This window comes from Methanofollis ethanolicus, from assembly GCF_001571385.1.
GTDB lineage: Archaea > Halobacteriota > Methanomicrobia > Methanomicrobiales > Methanofollaceae > Methanofollis > Methanofollis ethanolicus.
Genome location: NZ_BCNW01000001.1, coordinates 1,430,548 through 1,447,283, shown reverse-complemented (window position 1 = coordinate 1,447,283; position 16,736 = coordinate 1,430,548). Strand labels below are relative to the sequence as shown.

12 protein-coding genes and 1 CRISPR repeat array are annotated in these 16,736 nt (G+C 58.8%); of the genes, 8 read left to right on the top strand and 4 right to left on the bottom strand.

Annotated features, from left to right (window positions below; genetic code table 11):
* The 6 genes from cas7c to MEFOE_RS07120 all read left to right on the top strand — a co-directional run bounded on the left by cas7c (nt 1) and on the right by MEFOE_RS07120 (nt 11,743).
* Entirely contained in the window at nt 1-852 is an 852-nt protein-coding gene (gene cas7c, locus MEFOE_RS07145) for a type I-C CRISPR-associated protein Cas7/Csd2 (protein WP_067050300.1), read from the top strand.
* The gene (gene cas4 / locus MEFOE_RS07140) at nt 849-1,535 is read left to right on the top strand and encodes a CRISPR-associated protein Cas4 (protein ID WP_067050297.1); all 687 of its coding nucleotides are present in this window, start codon (nt 849-851) and stop codon (nt 1,533-1,535) included. The genes cas7c and cas4 overlap by 4 nt, the downstream gene beginning before the upstream one ends.
* 83 nt (nt 1,536-1,618) lie before the next feature.
* Nucleotides 1,619-2,650: a type I-C CRISPR-associated endonuclease Cas1c gene (cas1c, locus tag MEFOE_RS07135; RefSeq protein ID WP_067050294.1), complete on the top strand. Its 1,032-nt coding sequence runs from the start codon at nt 1,619-1,621 to the stop codon at nt 2,648-2,650.
* 10 nt (nt 2,651-2,660) lie between these two features.
* The gene (gene cas2 / locus MEFOE_RS07130; protein WP_067050289.1) at nt 2,661-2,951 is read left to right on the top strand and encodes a CRISPR-associated endonuclease Cas2; all 291 of its coding nucleotides are present in this window, start codon (nt 2,661-2,663) and stop codon (nt 2,949-2,951) included.
* A gap of 262 nt (nt 2,952-3,213) precedes the next feature.
* Nucleotides 3,214-7,707: direct repeats of the CRISPR family, unit length 32 nt; unit sequence GTCGCACCCTTCACGGGTGCGTGGATTGAAAC.
* A 131-nt stretch (nt 7,708-7,838) separates the two neighbouring features.
* Nucleotides 7,839-8,963, top strand: a complete 1,125-nt coding sequence (locus MEFOE_RS07125) for an aminotransferase class I/II-fold pyridoxal phosphate-dependent enzyme (protein WP_067050287.1) — start codon at nt 7,839-7,841, stop codon at nt 8,961-8,963.
* A 50-nt stretch (nt 8,964-9,013) separates the two neighbouring features.
* Nucleotides 9,014-11,743 carry a cation-translocating P-type ATPase gene (locus MEFOE_RS07120; protein WP_067050285.1) on the top strand — a complete coding sequence of 910 codons (2,730 nt, stop codon included), beginning with the start codon at nt 9,014-9,016 and terminating at the stop codon, nt 11,741-11,743.
* A 73-nt stretch (nt 11,744-11,816) separates the two neighbouring features.
* Here MEFOE_RS07120 and MEFOE_RS07115 read toward each other — a convergent pair whose 3' ends face one another.
* Nucleotides 11,817-12,302, bottom strand: a complete 486-nt coding sequence (locus MEFOE_RS07115) for a universal stress protein (RefSeq protein ID WP_067050280.1) — start codon at nt 12,300-12,302, stop codon at nt 11,817-11,819.
* Between the two features lie 122 nt (nt 12,303-12,424).
* Nucleotides 12,425-13,303 carry a flavodoxin family protein gene (locus MEFOE_RS07110; RefSeq protein WP_067050277.1) on the bottom strand — a complete coding sequence of 293 codons (879 nt, stop codon included), beginning with the start codon at nt 13,301-13,303 and terminating at the stop codon, nt 12,425-12,427.
* A 108-nt stretch (nt 13,304-13,411) separates the two neighbouring features.
* Here MEFOE_RS07110 and MEFOE_RS07105 point away from each other — a divergent pair, with 108 nt between their 5' ends.
* Nucleotides 13,412-13,987: a YIP1 family protein gene (locus MEFOE_RS07105; protein ID WP_067050274.1), complete on the top strand. Its 576-nt coding sequence runs from the start codon at nt 13,412-13,414 to the stop codon at nt 13,985-13,987.
* A gap of 56 nt (nt 13,988-14,043) precedes the next feature.
* On the opposite strand, the gene MEFOE_RS07100 is transcribed toward MEFOE_RS07105, so the two are convergent.
* On the bottom strand, nt 14,044-15,048 hold the full coding sequence (locus MEFOE_RS07100; RefSeq protein WP_067050272.1) for a hypothetical protein: 1,005 nt from the start codon (nt 15,046-15,048) through the stop codon (nt 14,044-14,046).
* Nucleotides 15,049-15,134: 86 nt separating this feature from the next.
* A complete protein-coding gene (locus tag MEFOE_RS14615; protein WP_268872617.1) occupies nt 15,135-15,260 on the bottom strand; it encodes a hypothetical protein in 126 nt (41 codons plus the stop codon).
* Nucleotides 15,261-15,894: 634 nt separating this feature from the next.
* On the opposite strand from MEFOE_RS14615, the gene MEFOE_RS07095 reads away from it, so the two are divergent.
* Nucleotides 15,895-16,707, top strand: a complete 813-nt coding sequence (locus tag MEFOE_RS07095; protein WP_067050269.1) for a hypothetical protein — start codon at nt 15,895-15,897, stop codon at nt 16,705-16,707.
* Nucleotides 16,708-16,736: the final 29 nt, after the last annotated feature.

The following is a 16,736-nucleotide window of genomic DNA, read 5'->3' as shown; positions in this document are numbered from 1 at the left end:
ATGAGCGAAATTATCCAGAACCGATACGAGTTTGTACTGCTGTTTGACATCGAGAACGGAAACCCGAATGGCGACCCCGATATGGGCAACATGCCACGGGTCGACCCGCAGACAGGGTATGGCATCGTCACCGACGTCTGCCTGAAGAGAAAGATCAGGGATTATGTCGAGATGGTCAAAGGCGACGAGCAGGGGTATGAGATCTACGTTAAATCCGGGGCTGTCCTCAATAATCAGCATAAGAAAGCCTATGACCATCTCGGGATAGAGCCCTCCAAAAACAAACCGAAAGACATGGAGCTGACGAAATTCATGTGCCGGAATTTCTTCGATATCCGTGCCTTCGGCGCCGTCATGACCACCGAGGTCAACTGCGGGCAGGTCAGGGGCCCTGTGCAGATCAATTTTTCCCGGAGCATGGATCCCATCTTCCAGCAGGAGGTGACGGTCACCCGTTGCGCGGTCGCCAACGAGAAAGACGCGGAAAAGGGCCAGACAATGGGCAAGAAGCAGATCGTGCCCTATGCACTGTACCGTGCCGAGGGCTACATCTCCGCGAACCTTGCCCAGAAGACGACCGGATTTACCGAGGACGACCTGGACCTCCTCTGGGACAGCCTGGTCAATATGTTCGAGCACGACCACTCGGCATCACGGGGGAAGATGTCTGCACGCAAGCTGATCGTCTTCAAGCATAACAGTGCGCTTGGCTGCTGCCAGTCCCATATCCTCTTTGACAAAATCAACGTGGAGCGTCTGTCAGGTGACCTGCCCCCGCGGTCTTTCGGCGACTACACGGTCACCATCGCCAAGGACATGCCTGACGGCGTCGAGATGATCGAAAAATTATGAGAGACAGAAGGTATGCCGATGACGAGCTGTTGTCTCTCTCCGGCATACAACACTTTTGTTTTTGCAGGCGTCAATGGGCGTTGATCCATGTCGAACGCCAGTGGGAAGACAACCTGCGGACAACCGAGGGCCACTTTTTGCACGAACGCGTGGATGATCCGTTCTTTTCCGAGAGCAGGGGCGACGTTGTCATATCACGGGCTTTTCCTCTCGTTTCATATACGCTCGGCTTCTATGGTGTGGCCGACGTGATCGAATACATCCGCTCTGAAGATGGCATCGTTCTTCCGGGTTATGAAGGTCTCTGGAGAATACATCCTGTGGAATATAAAAGAGGGAAACCGAAGATCGACGAGCGCGACGAGGTACAGTTATGTGCACAGGCAATGTGTCTGGAAGAGATGTTCGCTGTCGGAGTCGAGACCGGCGATTTTTACTACAATGAAATTCGCAGACGGGTTCCTCTCAGACTGACCAACGAATTGAGAGAGCGTGTTGTCTCTCTGTCCGAGGAAATGCACGATCATTTCAGGAAAGGGATCACTCCTGCTGCAGAGAGTTCAAAGAACTGTACATATTGCTCTCTGGTGGATGTGTGCATGCCAAAACTGACACAGAAAAAGATCTCTGTTGAAAGGTATGTCAGAAAACACGTGAGAGATGCGTGTGCAAACGATATCTGAAAAATGGCCGTTATTATTTTTGCAATTTTTTCGTAGCATTTATATTTTCTCGGGTGCATTCCAGGATCAGGGACACTTCGCTCATGAGAAAACTGCTGAATACACTCTACGTGACCACTCCTGAATCCTATCTCCTCAGGGACGGTGAGAATGTCGTGGTTAAGGTCAACAGTGAGGAGAGATTCCGGATTCCCATACACAACCTTGAGGGCATCGTCTGTCTGGGATATATGGGGGCAAGCCCTCAACTGATGCGACTGTGTGCGGATAATAACGTCGGTTTATCATTTCTGACGCCATCGGGAAGATTTCTTGCAAGAGTTCACGGGAGGGTGCGAGGAAATGTGCTCCTGCGAAGAACCCAGTATCGCGTGGCCGACAATGCCGGAGAGTCTGTGAATATTGCCCGGTGTTTCATCATTGGAAAGATTGTAAATTGCAGGACAGTTCTTGGACGAAGTCTCCGTGATCACGGCGATGCCATCCGGTGCGATACGATCCGGTCGGTGGATGCCCTACTGATCGAGAACCTCCAGAGTATTGATGACTGTACAAATTCTGATTCTCTCCGCGGCATCGAGGGGAACTGTGCAAAATTTTATTTTGGTGCGCTTGACGAACTGATACTCAAGCAGAAGGATGATTTTTTTATAACAGAGCGGAATCGAAGGCCTCCCCGTGACAACATGAATGCACTGCTCTCGTTTTTGTACACCCTGCTCGCCCATGATGTCGAGTCTGCCCTGGAAACGGTGGGGCTTGACCCCTATGTCGGGTTTTTCCACACGGACAGGCCAGGAAGACCTGGCCTGGCACTTGACCTGATGGAAGAACTCCGGCCTTTTATGGCGGATCGCCTTGCACTGAATCTGGTGAATCTAAAGCAGGTGAAGGGATCCGATTTTGTCAGGAAGGAGAATGGCGGCGTCCTTATGACTGACACAGGTAAGAAAGAGATCCTTGGGGCCTGGCAGAAGAGGAAACAGGATCCGATCACTCACCCGTACCTGAAGGAGAAGATACCTGTCGGGCTGATCCCCTATGTGCAGGCGATGCTGCTGGCCAGATTTTTACGGGGCGACATTGACGGCTATCCGCCGTTTTTTATGAATTGAGGTGTGTTGCATGATGGTGCTGGTCACGTATGACGTGAATACGGAATCCAATGAAGGGAAGAAAAGACTGAGAAAGGTGGCAAAGGAGTGTGTCAATTATGGACAGAGGGTACAAAATTCCGTATTTGAATGCCTTCTGGATCCTGCACAGTTTGCGAAACTGAAACATTCGTTGTGCGCCATCATAGACGATGAGAAGGATAGTCTCAGGTTCTATTATCTGGGAAAGAACTGGCAACACAGGGTCGAGCACTTCGGTGCGAAAGAGGGGTATGATCCGGAAGGATTATTAGTTGCATAACCTTTGCGAACCTGAAGTGATCATCTTTTCCCGGAGGCTTCGCAGGAGAAATGAATCGGTTATATATATGATTTTACCCCTGGGCCGGCAGGATAGGCATACCAAAAAAGAAATGAGAAGTTGTCTTCAAGATATGTTCTAATATATATTTTGTTCTTATATTGTTTAACTTATTCGCGATCTGCGAATTGGGGTTATGTATCTGGCGAATCCTATGCACATCTATTTATTGCGGGCATGACATTGATCTAGAGTGTTTGCGGTCGCACCCTTCACGGGTGCGTGGATTGAAACTCGTCGATACAACGGTCCGGTTCTGGAACTGGATCGTCGCACCCTTCACGGGTGCGTGGATTGAAACTGACGGAGACGGGCTTTTCGCCCCGATGCTGAACGGTCGCACCCTTCACGGGTGCGTGGATTGAAACTGACGAGATGGAAATCGAATCCGCAGCATCCAGAGTCGCACCCTTCACGGGTGCGTGGATTGAAACCAGTGCTCTGCGGCCCGCATCGGGGAGCGAGCCCTGTCGCACCCTTCACGGGTGCGTGGATTGAAACCAGATCTTTGAGACTGCCATCAGCGCCACCCCGCGTCGCACCCTTCACGGGTGCGTGGATTGAAACTCACATGCCCCATTCCCAATCGTCTTTCTGGACCGTCGCACCCTTCACGGGTGCGTGGATTGAAACGGACTGATGACAGCAGAACCGACCGGGATCTCGGGTCGCACCCTTCACGGGTGCGTGGATTGAAACCGTCTGTATCCGTCATTTTTTAGGCGACCTCCTCGTCGCACCCTTCACGGGTGCGTGGATTGAAACTACAGGGGGGCGCTCGAAGGCAAGGTATTTAACATGTCGCACCCTTCACGGGTGCGTGGATTGAAACTGAGACTATAGTCTCTGCGGCTTGCATCGCGGGGGTCGCACCCTTCACGGGTGCGTGGATTGAAACATGCGGAAAATCGAGAACATGCTCGAAATCCGCAGGGTCGCACCCTTCACGGGTGCGTGGATTGAAACGGGCGTGGCGGCAGAAGAGGCATTCGGATTTTTGGTGTCGCACCCTTCACGGGTGCGTGGATTGAAACCGTGTCCACAGCACGCCGATGACACCCCTGGAAGGTCGCACCCTTCACGGGTGCGTGGATTGAAACTAGACTGGCCCGACTCTGCAGTGTGGGACTATATCGTCGCACCCTTCACGGGTGCGTGGATTGAAACATGAAATCCTCGTAAATGCCGCGAGGAATGCCAGGTCGCACCCTTCACGGGTGCGTGGATTGAAACCCCGGGAGAGGATCAACTGTTTCGTCGGTCATCCGCCCGTCGCACCCTTCACGGGTGCGTGGATTGAAACTACCGCGCGCCGGGTGCGGGCCGCGTACTCTGGCCGTCGCACCCTTCACGGGTGCGTGGATTGAAACCGTAACCTTCAGATCAACGCCCTCTCTACCGACAGTGTCGCACCCTTCACGGGTGCGTGGATTGAAACTTGCCCCTCTCGCAGCGGTCACATGTCACCCCCCGGTCGCACCCTTCACGGGTGCGTGGATTGAAACGTCAAGGAGGGCCTTGTCGGCCCTGTTGATCCGTAGTCGCACCCTTCACGGGTGCGTGGATTGAAACAATTCAAGCGCGGCTCGACGTTGCCTGTCTACCGTCGCACCCTTCACGGGTGCGTGGATTGAAACTTCTCGCAGTCAATGATCGACACGACGACGATGTGTCGCACCCTTCACGGGTGCGTGGATTGAAACTGGGGCATGGATCTGCAGATCACGGTCCTCGAAGAGTCGCACCCTTCACGGGTGCGTGGATTGAAACGGGATCGAGATAAGGTTCACCGCTGGGGCGGCCTCGTCGCACCCTTCACGGGTGCGTGGATTGAAACCTGCATGGCCTCCAGATTCGTCACCTTCGCCCGGGTCGCACCCTTCACGGGTGCGTGGATTGAAACACTCGCTCACAGCGGGATGATGTGAGGGACCGGATCGTCGCACCCTTCACGGGTGCGTGGATTGAAACATGAGCCCGGTACACTCGGTACACTTTCCCCCTATGTCGCACCCTTCACGGGTGCGTGGATTGAAACCTCTCTGCTTCCTCGGCTTGCTCGCATTCTGGATGTCGCACCCTTCACGGGTGCGTGGATTGAAACAAGGGCGTAATCTGCGTTGAAGACCCCCTTCAGGGTCGCACCCTTCACGGGTGCGTGGATTGAAACTTCAGGTTGGTGTAGTACCCCTCGGTGGATACGAGGTCGCACCCTTCACGGGTGCGTGGATTGAAACCTCGGTGGTGCCGAGAGCCTCGCAGCGGTGCAGGAGTCGCACCCTTCACGGGTGCGTGGATTGAAACCGAACGGGAACCGTGCGCGCGCCCTGGCACTGAGTCGCACCCTTCACGGGTGCGTGGATTGAAACAGAGGAGCGGACATGCCAGAAAAGATAAAATCGATGTCGCACCCTTCACGGGTGCGTGGATTGAAACCGAAATGAAGAAGACTGCCGAAAAAGTGGGACTTTGTCGCACCCTTCACGGGTGCGTGGATTGAAACACTTAAACATCCTACTGGCAGAGACGTTACTGCAGGTCGCACCCTTCACGGGTGCGTGGATTGAAACAAACGAGATCCATGTTAATGGTGCGCCAGGCAAGTCGCACCCTTCACGGGTGCGTGGATTGAAACCGAGCAGAGTACCATGCCACATTGGCGGCGGGGGCCGTCGCACCCTTCACGGGTGCGTGGATTGAAACTTCAATGTCGATCATAGCGCCAACGGTCATGCGGTCGCACCCTTCACGGGTGCGTGGATTGAAACAGAGAGGGATCTCCGATTGCACGGTTATACAGCCGGTCGCACCCTTCACGGGTGCGTGGATTGAAACATTTATTCTGCCTCGCTAATTAATCTCAGATTATGTCGCACCCTTCACGGGTGCGTGGATTGAAACCTGTCGGTCGAGAAACAGAACCTCCCGTCCCTGTGGTCGCACCCTTCACGGGTGCGTGGATTGAAACTTAGAAGACGCGAGCCTTAATCTCGTCTGGGGCGTCGCACCCTTCACGGGTGCGTGGATTGAAACTGTCGAGCCAGCGGTCACACCAGGCATACACGACGTCGCACCCTTCACGGGTGCGTGGATTGAAACTTATTATCGACCCAGTTACAAATACCGCTGAGACCGTCGCACCCTTCACGGGTGCGTGGATTGAAACGAGTAATCTCGGCTCGCGGGTGGTGTGCTCATTTAGTCGCACCCTTCACGGGTGCGTGGATTGAAACTTCAGGCACAGCGTTACCGAACCCAAACGGCGAGTCGCACCCTTCACGGGTGCGTGGATTGAAACATCCGAATGCTTTTCAGGATGATTCTCTCAGATCGTCGCACCCTTCACGGGTGCGTGGATTGAAACCACAAAAAGAACAAAGAATGGGTTAAACAACACCGTCGCACCCTTCACGGGTGCGTGGATTGAAACCAGTTTAAGCAGCGGGCGATAGTAGATATCCTCGTCGCACCCTTCACGGGTGCGTGGATTGAAACTCGCAGTATCCTGGGGTAGGAGATATTCAGAACGAAGTCGCACCCTTCACGGGTGCGTGGATTGAAACGCTTTAATCCACGCCGCGGCTTCTGCGTTACTCATGTCGCACCCTTCACGGGTGCGTGGATTGAAACCTGGATTCGACTCGTATACTCTGCACCTGTACAAGTCGCACCCTTCACGGGTGCGTGGATTGAAACTCGGTGAGCGCGCGCGCGACCTCATGATCATACCTCGTCGCACCCTTCACGGGTGCGTGGATTGAAACAACTCGCTTGCCAGACAGACCCAAAATCTTAGGGTGTCGCACCCTTCACGGGTGCGTGGATTGAAACTGACAGGAAACCTAGAGGAGCATAGACTGGTAAAGTCGCACCCTTCACGGGTGCGTGGATTGAAACTAATGGCTAACCTCCGCGTTCAGAAGGACCAAATGGTCGCACCCTTCACGGGTGCGTGGATTGAAACGAGTTTCCGCAGGCCCCAAAACACGAAGCGCAGGGTCGCACCCTTCACGGGTGCGTGGATTGAAACTTAGAAGACGCGAGCCTTAATCTCGTCTGGGGCACGGTCGCACCCTTCACGGGTGCGTGGATTGAAACTAATCATCGACCCAGTAACAAACACGGCCGAGACCGTCGCACCCTTCACGGGTGCGTGGATTGAAACCTGTAAATTTAACCGCACTCAAATTCCCAGATACGTCGCACCCTTCACGGGTGCGTGGATTGAAACAGGGCGTTGGGTGGAGGGAGCGGAGATGAAGACAGTCGCACCCTTCACGGGTGCGTGGATTGAAACTCCTCGGGGCACCAGGCCCCGCCCCGGTTCCCCGGTCACACCCTTCACGGGTGCGTGGATTGAAACCACCCCTCTACAGGGATGGCGATCGTAGTTTTGTGTCGCACCCTTCACGGGTGCGTGGATTGAAACGAGCGAGGCTGCGGTGTAGGTCGGGTCTGTCGAGACGTCGCACCCTTCACGGGTGCGTGGATTGAAACACCGCGTCCAAGGGGAGAAGCACGTCGGCCGCCGCCGTCGCACCCTTCGCGGGTGCGTGGATTGAAACACCGCATCCGCCGCCGTTGCGAAAGGGGCGGTGAGTCGCACCCTTCGCGGGTGCGTGGATTGAAACAGTAGTCCCATCAGGGATTTGGTGTGCATCATGGTCGCACCCTTCGCGGGTGCGTGGATTGAAACCAGCCCCGGATACTTACGGGTCGTTCGTGATCGTCGCACCCTTCACGGTATGTGGACATTAAATAAACGACCCTGCCCCAAAGCCCCAACCCCGCAACCCTTATGCCCCTCCGCGGGCAACCTCGTCCCTCATGCAACTCCGCGACTTCGCCCTCGAACGCTTTTTCGCACAGCACGAGTTCACCGCCCCCCACCTCCTCTGCACATCCGACTGCGAGTCGGTGAGCGTCGCCGACCTCCTCGCCCACGAGGAGGGGGCCGTGGAGAGGTTCATGGACCTCCGCCTCAACTACACCGAGGCGCCGGGCGGCATCGAACTGCGGCAGGAGATCGCGGGCCTCTACGCCTCGGCCGGAACCGACAACATCCTCGTCTCCGCCGGGGCCGAGGAGGCGATCTTCCTCTGCATGAACGCCATGCTCTCGCCCGGCGACGAGGTGATCGTCCCCTGTCCGGCCTACCAGTCCCTCCACGAGGTGGCGCGGGGCGCCGGCGCTCGTGTCGTCCCCTGGATGATGCACGACGACGACGGCTGGAGGCCGGACATCGAGGCCCTCAAGGAGAGCATCACCCCGAAGACGAAGGCGATCGTGCTCAACACCCCCCACAACCCGACAGGTTCCCTCATGACGCGGGAAGAGTTTGTGGCCGTGCGGGACATCGCCGAAGACGCGGACATCCATGTCTTCTCCGACGAAGTCTACCGCGGCCTCGAATACGACCCGAAAGACCGCCTCCCGCCGATGGCCGACCTCTACGAGAAGGGGATCTCGGTCGGCGTCATGTCCAAGGCCTTCGGGCTTGCCGGCCTGCGGATCGGGTGGACGGCGACGGAGGACACCGACCTCCTCCGGAAGATGGCGGCCCTCAAGGACTACACCACCATCTGCGCAAGCGCCCCCTCCGAGTTCCTCGCCGCCCTCGCCCTCAGGCACCGGGACGCAGTCGTGGCGAGGAACCTCGGGATCATACGCTCGAACCTCGCCCTCCTGGATAGGTTCTTTGCGGATCACGCCGACGTCCTCGCCTGGGTCCCTCCGCGGGCAGGCGCGATCGCCTTCCCCCGCGTCCTGGCCGGGGAGGGCGCGGAGGCCTTCTGCCTCGACGCCATCAGGAAGGCCGGCGTCCTCCTCCTGCCGTCCACCAAATACGACGGTTACGACGACCACCACGTCAGGATCGGTTTCGCGCGGGCCGACATGCCGGTCTCTCTCGCCAGGTTCGGGGAGTACCTCGCCGCCCGCCCCACTTCTTAAATAGGATCGGGACGTGGACTGGGCAGGGCAGCGCCCTGCCGGTGACGCCCATGACGATCCACTCTCTTCACCGCGACGAACTCCTTGCCCGACTGGAGACGGGCGAGACGGGGCTGACGATCGGGGAAGCACGGAGGAGGCTTGCCGCCGGAGGCCCCAACGAGATCAGGAAATTGGAGCGGAAGAACTACCCCAGAGAGTATCTCCGGCAGTACGTCCAGTTTTTTGCGGTCCTCCTCGAAGTCGCCGCGGCCCTCTCCTTTCTCGCCGACGGCTATGCACCGGGCGAGGGCTACGACATCCTCGGGTATGCGGTCCTCGGGGCTGTCGTCATCAACGCCACCTTCGCCTTCTGGCAGGAGTACAAGGCCGACCGGACCGTCGAGGCCCTGCTCAGGCTGATGCCCTCGATGGTGACGGTGCGGCGTGCCGGTGCCGCCGGGACGGTGGACGCGAGAGAGGTCGTGCCCGGCGACATCCTCCTCCTCGAAGAGGGCGACAGGATCGCTGCTGACGCCGTCCTCATTGAAGCGCACTCGCTGTACGTCGACATGGCGACGCTCACCGGCGAGTCGAGGCCGAAGAAGAGGCTGACCGACCCCTCGGAGGCGAAAACCGTCCTGGACGCAAAGAACGTCGTCTTCGCCGGGACCACCGTCCTCTCGGGCAACGGGACCGCGGCCGTCTATGCCACGGGCCAGAAGACCGAGTTCGGCAGGATCGCCTCTCTCGCCAGGGAGGTGAAGAAGCGCCCGACCCCGATGCAACTGGAGATCATCAGGATCACCAGGATCCTGACGATCGCCGCCGTCCTCGTCGGCGGCGTTTTCTTCGTCCTCGGTTACCTCGCCGGTTTCGGCGTCCTCGTTGCGGCGATCTTCGCTCTCTCCCTCATCGTCGCCAATGTCCCGGAGGGCATGCTCCCGACCATCACCCTCTCCCTCTCCCTTGCCAGCCAGAACATGGCGCGGCGGAACGCCCTGATCAAGAACCTCGACTCCGTCCAGACACTCGGGAGCACGACGGTGATCTGCACAGACAAGACAGGCACCCTCACGCGAAACGAGATGACGGCAAAGGAGATCTTCCTCGCCGGCGGGGAGACCGTCACCATCACCGGCGAGGGCTACCTGGCCGCCGGCGAGTTCACGATCCGGGGAGAGAGGCCAGGGGTACGGGACCGTCTGGACCTTTTCCTCCGCGCCGGTCTCCTCAACTGCCGGGCGACGATCGAGGACGGCACCTCCTTCGGCGACCCGACAGAACTCGCCATCGTCGCCGCGGCGCGAAAAGCAGGGATCGGGCCGGGAGACTACGCGAAGGTGGAGGAGATCCCCTTCTCCAGCGAGAGAAAGATGATGTCCACCATCACCGAGAAGAACGGCAGGAGGTTCATCTTCACGAAGGGCGCACCCGAGGTTGTCCTCCGCCTGGTCTCCACATACGTCGACGGGGAGGGCCGGGTCGTCCCCTTCGATGAGGGGGAGAAGCAGAGAGTCCTCGCCCGGGCCGACGAGATGGAAAGGGCGGCGTACCGCCTCCTCGCCGTCGCCTATCAGGAGGGGGAGGAGGAGCGCGACCTCGTCTTCCTCGGCCTCGTCGGCCTGATGGACCTCCCGCGGGCCGAGGTCTACGAGGCGATCAGGACATGCCGCGTCGCCGGCATCAGGGTGATGGTCCTCACCGGCGACAACCCCGTCACCGCCCGCGCCGTGGCGGAGGAGATCGGTCTCTCTGTGGACCGGGTGATCACCGGCGACGACCTCGGCGCGATCTCCGGGGCAGACCTCAGGGACATCCTCCGCACCGAGGACGTCCTCTTCGCACGTCTCAAGTCTGACCAGAAACTTGCGATCGCGACCGCCCTCCAGGAGAACGGGGAAGTGGTGGCAATGACCGGCGACGGCGTCAACGACGCCCCGGCCCTGAAAAAGGCCGACATCGGGATCTCGATGGGGAAGAAGGGGACGGAGGTCGCCAAGGAGGCGGCCGACATGATCCTCGTCGATGACAACTTCTGCTCGATCGTCGCCGCCGTCGAAGAGGGGCGGACCGTCTACTTCAACATCAAGAAGTTCGTCACCTACATCCTCGCCTCGAATGTCCCGGAGATCGTGCCCTACATCCTCCAGTTCTTCTTCAAGATCCCCCTCCCCCTCTCGGTCATCCAGATCCTCTCCATCGACCTCGGGTCAGACATGCTCCCCGGCCTCGCCCTCGGCTCCGAACGGCCGGAGAGGGACATCATGAAGATGCCGCCTGTCGTGAAGAACGACCGCATCCTCGACCGCGAGGTCTTCAAACGCGGCTATTTCTTCCTCGGCATCATCGAGGCGACCGCGGCGATGTCGGCCTTCCTCGGTTTTCTCTTCCTCTCCGGCTGGCAATACGGCGACCTCTCGATCACCGGCACCGAACTCCACAGGCAGGCGATGACCATGACCCTCCTCGGGGCGGTGACCTGTCAACTCGCCAATGTCTGGACCCTTCGGTCCTGGGAGTTTTCCGCATTCGAGAGAGGCCTCTTCAAGAACCGCCTTCTCATCGTGGCGGTCGTCCTCGAACTGATCTGGATATTCCTGCTCCTGAATGTCGGCGCCGTCCAGGTGATCTTCAACACGGCGTCTGTCCCACCGCCCTATCTCCTCCTCCTCATCCCCTTCCCCCTGATCCTCTTCGCCTCCCACGAGTTCTACAAATACAGGATCAGGAAGAGGATGAACCTGCAGAGGACTGACACCACGGAACGGAAGACCGAGTTATGCGGGGAGAAAAAGTGACGGGGGCAGCAGGGCAGCATCGAGGCGACGACCCGCGGGCAGAATAAGGGAGATGAAAATTTCAGGAGATCTCTCACCGGGACGTGCAGGCGTTCTGCATCTCCCGGGTCACGATCAGCACGGGCACGTTCGACCTCCTGACCACTTCCTCGGAGACCGAACCCATCACGACGCCGGCGAGGTTGCTCCGCCCGTGGCTCCCCATGACGATGAGGGAGACGCCCTCGCGCTTTGCCATCGCCAGGATCTCGATCGAAGGCACGCCCTTGGCAACTTCCACCCGGGTCTTCATCCCGGCCTCGCGGATGACGCCCGCGATCCCATCGAGTTTTTCCCGGACATTCTCCCGCATCCTCCTCTCGATCTTCGCGTCGTACTCGACCATCCTGTCCCCTTCGAGCCATCCGATCTCGGTCTTGGCGAGTTCGAACTCGCGTTCGTCCAGGACGTGGACGACCACCACCTCCCCGGTGCCGGCACGGGCGAGTTGCCTCACGCAGTCAAGGGCCTTATACGAGCATTCGGAGAAATCCGTGGGGAAAAGCACTTTCCTGAACATGATAATCACACAATTCTCTGATCACCTGATATCGCCCCGGGGGAGATAAAAAAACCGGTCAGGCCGTGAAAGGTCCCTCAAAAAAAGAGAAAGAGGCGGGAAACCCTCCGGAAAACAGGGATTCATGACTCATTGGCCACCCCATGAAATGCACCCCTCACGACCGCCCTGACCTGTCCCTCGAGTCCCTCCACCGTCCTGACATCCCGCACGCGGTCGACGCCGTCCACCAGCACTTCGCCCGCGTATCCAATCCCGAGGTTCTCCATGCACACCCTGACGACCGCGGTGAGGCAGGCGAAGTTCGCCTCGCCTTTCCGGCCGCAGACGGCGAGGAGCACCCCCTTCGGCATTGGCCCCTTCTCGAAGAGGTTCTTCTCCGCATGGAGCGCCTGGAAGCGGTCGAGGACGATCTTCAGCCCGCCGGGAACGGTGTTGGTGTAGACGGGCGAGCAGACGACGAGGAGAGAGGCGTGCTTCACGGCACCGATGATCCCCGCCATGTCGTCGTCGAAGGTGCATCTGCCGGTGTTGTAGCACCGGTAGCAGCCGATGCAGGGGTGGATGCCCATGTCGTCGGGGTAGACCACCTGCACCGTCTTTCCGATGCCACGCACCTCGTCGTCCGCCCATCCGGCAAGGATGCTGCAGTTGCCGTCAGGGCGCGGACTCCCCTGGAGGACGACGCAGTCTCTGGCAGGGAAAGAACGCGAGGGTGCCTGGCGCGTGACGGCCGCAAGAAAGCGTTCACGGTGCGCCGTGAGTTCCTGCGCCCACTCTTTCGCCTTCTGTCGTGCAGACGTCTCCGCGTCGAGGGGGACGGTGGGGGAGTATTCGTACGAGTTGGTGCGGAAGGTCGCGACCGTCTCCCCCCCGGTGCGGAGAGTCAGGGTGAACCTGACCATGCCGGGGTACAGGGCCGAGAGGTCTTCCCGGCAGAGCGACAGGGTATACTCCCTGTCGATACTGCGCTCAAGAAGGAGGGCAGGTCCCCGCGCCATGTCAGAGACTATCAAATACGCCCATATAAGTGTACGCCGGGAGGGAAATTCCGCATCTCCGCAGATTGCGCAGAAAACAATAAATCCAAACCGCTCTGTGTACATATAATGTCACAGGACATCATCGAAAAGGCAAAGGGGTTCATTATGGACCCTGCAGCGGCATTCAGGAATGCACACAGTGACGAAATGGGCGAGGCACTCAAGTACTTCGCCATAATCCTCGCCATCAACTCCGTCCTCAGCGGCCTGATGGTCATGGTCGGCCTCGGCGCCTCTACCAGCATCCCCGGCATGGGTGTCGGCGTCGCCGGCGGCATCGCAGTGATCATCGGCAATTTCATCGGCGGGATCATCGGCCTCTTCGTCTGCGGCCTCATCGTCCACATCTTCGTCGCCCTTATCATCGGCGGCAACGGCATCGGGCAGACCATCAACGCCATGATCTACGGCGCAACCCCGGCCATGCTCTTCAGCTGGATCCCCGTCATCGGCATCCTCGCGGCGCTCTGGTCCCTTGTCCTCTACATCATCGGCATCAGGGAACTCCATGACACGACCACCGGCAAGGCCGCGGTCGCGGTCCTCATCCCGGTGGTCATCCTCATTGTACTGGTGATCATCGCCCTTGCGGCACTCGTCGCCTTCTTCACCATAAGTTCAGGAACATTCACCGCCGCCTGAAGAAGAATCGAGAACCCTTTTTTTCCGGCCTGAGGCGCTCTTCCCCTGACCCGGGCCTATCTCCCCTCGCCCCCGACGATCCAGAGGAATCCGGCACCGCAGGCAAGGACCGGCCCTGCGATCAGACCGGCCCAGAAGACAAGGCCCGCGACCCCGATCCCGACCATCGCCACGCCCCGGGCCCGCCCGGCCGTCTCCCTCTCCAGGCCGAGGTGAAGGGTCAGGAGACCGAGGAGGACGGGGACGAGGGCAAACGCAAGAGTGAGAAGGGCCGACGGGTCATACCCCGTCTTTGAGAGGGCGATCCCCATCTGGAGGAGGGTCATCGCACCGCCGCCGATAAAGAGGAGGGCAGCCATAAATGCCAGAAGCCCTGCCTGGCCGGGAAGGGTGCGGCAGCGGCCGCCGCGGCGTGCCAGCACGCCGATGCCCGCAAGGAGAGTGAGCGCAAGGGGGGCGATGACCAGGATCAGCGGTTGCCCCTCCCAGAGGTGGATGCCGACCGCCGAGAGGGGGACGAGCACCCACTCGGCCGCGGAAAATTCCTCGCGGTACCCGACGGCAAGCCCGAACGTCCCGCCGGTATCGGGTGCGAAGACGGCGACATAATATGTCCCTGTCACCGCGATCACCGACGAGTACGTCGCACCCGGGTACAGGGCTGCCGGGGTGAAGGGTTCGTACTCGGCCCGTTCAGGCGGCACTCCCGCGACCACGACGGCCCCCGCACCCGGCGGCACCTCCACAGAGTCGGGGAGGTCGCCCGACGGGGCGATGCCCGGCCCCATCACAACAACGCCAGGGACAAAATAGGACTTTTCCGGGGTGAAGAGAGAGAGGCGGAGTTCATCTCCTTCCTTCATCTCAAGCCGGTAATACCTCGCCTCCCCTCCCTCATCGACGGCGTCGTAGACGACCCATGATTTTGTCGGGTCGTCAATGGGGAGGGCGCTGTCAGGGTGGTCATTGCCGACGCCCCAGAGAGGAACATGGGCCGAGGCCACCACACAGGCAGAGACCAGGATGAATATGAAGACCAGGAAATCGCGTTTGCCGCGCATGGACGCCGATCGGCGGCACGCCATATGAAACCGACCCTGGCCCGGATCCTGTCACCAGCACCACCTCACTCTCCAGGTCAGCGGCCTCAGGGGGCATCAGAATAATTGTCGAGGTCATCCCAAAACTCTCGTTCATTCACCAATCTCTGCATGTAGGGATCGGGAGAAAATATCATGATCGGGTCGATATCTTCCTGAATTCCCTGAAGCATAGTGCGAAACCACCGCCTTCCCCTACCTCTCTGCCGGGGGACTGACGCCCCCAGACCCCCGAAACAGGATAGGGTCGGGGAAGAGAGACCAGAGATCCCGATGAAGGAGATTGCCATCCACCCCCTATCGCAATGAGGGGGGGTGCGAGCGTTAGCGAGCATGAGAAGACGAAGTCTTCGAGGGCGGGGGGTGAAACCCCCCGGACAAGACGCCAGAACAGGATTTTTCAGAACCGAATGTGCGTCTTTTCATCGGCGTGCATGAAGGTTCGGATCAGTTTGGGGATGACCTCGTCGATAAAAGATCATACCTCCCCCATTGCCCGACATAAAAAAACGTAAAATAAAACATGCCATGTAAATTTTCGCACGCATAAAAGGCATGTTCCAAAAACTCGATGACAGACATAGTAAAAAATTCACCGGGAACACTATCCCGAATTGAAGGCACAATCGCGCCAGACGTGGAACACGGCGCCATCTTGCCCATTGCAGGATAATTATATATTTACTGCCACTGAAAGGGATCCGTTTCCGGACCGCACACTGCCAGGAAAAATATCAGGCAGAGATCGGTGGCAGGTCCGGAGTACACTGTGCCACCTCACGGTGGCCCCAAAAAGGGGGGAAGAGCATGATAAAGAAAAAATATCTGGCGCCATTCATTCTCGCGGTCCTTCTGATCGCGGGGGCGGGTGTCGCCTATGCCGCCACCTCTGCCAGCACTCCCGGCGGCTTCGACAAAGTCGTCGTATTCATGGCGGCAGGGCAGTATGACCCGGCGGTTCCACCAGCAGAGGGCGACCTTGCCACGTGGTTCCACAAGGACATCATGGGAAGGACCGACGAAGATATCGACATGACCAAAGAAGAGGCAACGGCGTACTTCAACGAGACCTTCGGCCTGAACTCCACGAACAGTCCAGAACCAATGGCATACGGTGTGGACCCGAGAAACGATGATAGGGCCTACATCATCTCCGGCATGGCGGTCCCGCCGGAGGGCTGGGTCGTCCGTGACGGCGGGTTCATGGTTAACCTGACAGAGGAGACCACGCTGTACGGCACCTGGGGAGGCGAGGAAGGAAAGACCGTGCCTGCCGGATCCCTCTTTGTCTACGGGGACTACAACATCAATGTGAGTTCCATGGACAATGTCTCGCCCGACAACGAGTCGCCTGACAATGTCTCGCCGACGATGACACCGACGCCGGCCGAACCCATCATCATCCACTACCAGTCTGCCGAACCGATCGTTCCCGACATGGTGAACAACGGGACCACATTCCGCTGCACCGCCATCGCACCCTGGGGTGAGGGTATTGCACAGGGGATCTCGTACCCGCAGACCGTCACCGACAACACGACCGGCATCAACATGACACAGGCAAACATCAGGAACGTCCAGACCTATCCGGCGTACGCCCCGTCCATGGCCATGACATAGGGCCCGCATCTGTGTGCCAGGCAGACCAC

Coding starts and splice junctions, on each gene's coding strand:
- cas7c (WP_067050300.1), top strand. CDS start 1: ATGAGCGAAATTATCCAGAACCGATACGAGTTTGTACTGCTGTTTGAC.
- cas4 (WP_067050297.1), top strand. CDS start 849: ATGAGAGACAGAAGGTATGCCGATGACGAGCTGTTGTCTCTCTCCGGC.
- cas1c (WP_067050294.1), top strand. CDS start 1,619: ATGAGAAAACTGCTGAATACACTCTACGTGACCACTCCTGAATCCTAT.
- cas2 (WP_067050289.1), top strand. CDS start 2,661: ATGATGGTGCTGGTCACGTATGACGTGAATACGGAATCCAATGAAGGG.
- MEFOE_RS07125 (WP_067050287.1), top strand. CDS start 7,839: ATGCAACTCCGCGACTTCGCCCTCGAACGCTTTTTCGCACAGCACGAG.
- MEFOE_RS07120 (WP_067050285.1), top strand. CDS start 9,014: ATGACGATCCACTCTCTTCACCGCGACGAACTCCTTGCCCGACTGGAG.
- MEFOE_RS07115 (WP_067050280.1), bottom strand. CDS start 12,302: ATGTTCAGGAAAGTGCTTTTCCCCACGGATTTCTCCGAATGCTCGTAT.
- MEFOE_RS07110 (WP_067050277.1), bottom strand. CDS start 13,303: ATGGCGCGGGGACCTGCCCTCCTTCTTGAGCGCAGTATCGACAGGGAG.
- MEFOE_RS07105 (WP_067050274.1), top strand. CDS start 13,412: ATGTCACAGGACATCATCGAAAAGGCAAAGGGGTTCATTATGGACCCT.
- MEFOE_RS07100 (WP_067050272.1), bottom strand. CDS start 15,048: ATGCGCGGCAAACGCGATTTCCTGGTCTTCATATTCATCCTGGTCTCT.
- MEFOE_RS14615 (WP_268872617.1), bottom strand. CDS start 15,260: ATGCTTCAGGGAATTCAGGAAGATATCGACCCGATCATGATATTTTCT.
- MEFOE_RS07095 (WP_067050269.1), top strand. CDS start 15,895: ATGATAAAGAAAAAATATCTGGCGCCATTCATTCTCGCGGTCCTTCTG.